Annotated in this window: 2 protein-coding genes; both read left to right on the top strand. The window is 59.8% G+C overall.

Annotation, left to right across the window (positions count from 1 at the left end):
• Nucleotides 1-101 precede the first annotated feature (101 nt).
• The gene (locus tag BLIN9172_RS17675; protein WP_101556174.1) at nucleotides 102-578 is read left to right on the top strand and encodes a hypothetical protein; all 477 of its coding nucleotides are present in this window, start codon (nucleotides 102-104) and stop codon (nucleotides 576-578) included.
• Nucleotides 579-642: 64 nt separating this feature from the next.
• Nucleotides 643-2,037 (top strand): phage tail tip lysozyme, encoded by a 1,395-nt coding sequence (locus BLIN9172_RS17670; protein WP_101556173.1) that lies wholly within the window; start codon nucleotides 643-645, stop codon nucleotides 2,035-2,037.
• Nucleotides 2,038-2,144 lie beyond the last annotated feature (107 nt).

Genomic DNA, 2,144 nt, shown 5'->3' with positions numbered 1-2,144 from the left:
CTCGTACAGCGCGACGGCGTCGGCTTTGAACTCATCGGAGTACTTCTTCTTTGGCATGGTTTCTACTCGCATTCTCCGGCCCATTATGGGCCAGACTCAGCGTGTCCACCACTCAGGGTTCATCCCCCACCTCTGCAGCCGATGGTGATGAGCCCAAGGCTGGCAAGGACGGTGGTGATCACAAAGGCACTGGCGACAAGGACAAGGACGAGCCGGATATTGCCGATGACTCCAACCTTGAAGACAACGCCCCAACCACTCCCGGTGATGTTCCTGAGCTGCCGTCTGGTCAGGGCGACGAAGACCAGTACCAGTCCCCGGCTCCCCGCGACGAGACAACTCTCGTCGACGGCGACGATGATACTCCCAGCGACGAACCCTCCGACGAGTCGACTCCGTCACCGGATCGGACTGAAGAAGTTGTCATCACCGACGGTAGTACCCCTCGCGCGGGCGAACCCGCCACCGAAGGGATCAACGGTGCCACGGTCGGGTTCAGCCTCGGCGCGCTCGTCGTGGCAACAGTAGGCGGGTTCATCCTCTACACCGTGCTCCGCCGTAAGAAGGACGATCAGTAACCAACCATGATGACCACCGGCCCCGCACCCAGGGGTCGGTGGTCATTGCCGAAAGGCCCCCGCAATGTTCTCACTCAAGTCGCTTCTCCCCGGTGCCGCCACTGTCGGTGCGGGCTTCCTCGCCCTCGTCATCATCGTCCCAGTCCTCTTCGGACTCATGGCCGCCAGCGGTGCCTGCACACCGGTCAGTGACGACGGTAACGGCGGTGGCGACGTCGGAGACATCGGAGACATTGACCCGACTGAAAAGGCCCACGCTCGAGCAGTTTTCACTGTGCTCTCGGATAAGGGCATGTCGAACACCAATATCGCGGGGATCCTTGGCAACTGGTCGCAGGAATCGGGCGTCGACCCAACGAGCGTCCAGGGCATCATGGACTCGCCTTACAAGATGACTCCGAAGAAGCGGGAGAAGGCTGAATCGTTCTCCGGTGGTCTCGGCCTGGGTCAGTGGACGGGTAGCCGCAACAGCAAGCTCAAAGCGTATGCGAAGACGAAGAGCACAGACTGGTGGACCATCGAGCTCCAAATGAACTTCATGGCCGATACGAAGGGCGATGACGCGCAGAGCGTCCAAGTCTTCGAGGACATGATCAAGAACGAACTCGACTCAGTTTCGGCTGCGACGACGCACTTCCACGACAAGTGGGAGAAGGCCGGTGCTCCGAACATGCCGAATCGGATCAAGCAAGCCGAGAAGTGGTTCAAACTCATGAAGGACTGGAAATCCGGTGACAAGGCCCAAGCAGCCGGCTCCACCCCCGAGCAGGGTGAAGCGATCGCCGGAGGCACAGTCACCGCGCAGAAGAAGAAAAAGCTTCCCCTAGGAGACGTCAAGCCCCACGTGCAAGAAGCCGCCGAGGTCATCTACGACGAATATGACGGCATCACTGGTGTCGGCGGGTACCGTTCCGGCAGCACGTCACGCGACCCCAACGGGCACCCCGTTGGTCTCGCTGTCGACTTCATGGTCCCGCTGAACATAGACGGTAAGGCCCTTGGTGACGATATTGCGAAATTCGTCATCGACAACCACGAAGCACTCAACATCAAATACGTCATCTGGTACCAGCGCATCTACAACGTCGAACGTGCCGATGAAGGCTGGCGGAAGATGCCCGACCGTGGTGGAGACACCCAGAACCACAAAGACCACCCGCACGTCTCTTTCCAGACCGATTCCAAAGGAGATCCGAAAGATGCCGCGGGTAAGGGTGGCAAAGGCGGCGGCAGCGACGATTCTGACGACGGCAATGCCGATAACGTCAACTGCGAAGCAGACGGCACGGGCGGTGGATCAGGCGACGATGACATTCCTGACGACGGTCGTAAGAATCCCGGCGCGTGGGGTGGGCACAAGAACGGTGAGATCCCAACCGACAAGCTCAAGAAGATCCCGTGGACCCCGGACAGCAAGAAGGAATACCTCCGCAAGGACGCTGTCAAGCCCCGTGTTTGATGGAGAGTTTTCTACTTGGAATTCATCGGCTCACCCACGAGCTACGCAGCCCGTGGCATCGTGCTGAGATGATCGGCTCGGAACGCGGCGGGAGTCGCCCCACCAAG

The sequence above is a fragment of the Brevibacterium linens ATCC 9172 genome (assembly GCF_900169165.1).
In the GTDB taxonomy this organism is placed as follows: domain Bacteria; phylum Actinomycetota; class Actinomycetes; order Actinomycetales; family Brevibacteriaceae; genus Brevibacterium; species Brevibacterium linens.
Note: the sequence above shows the minus strand (reverse complement) of the source record. Positions and strands in the feature narration are given on the sequence as shown.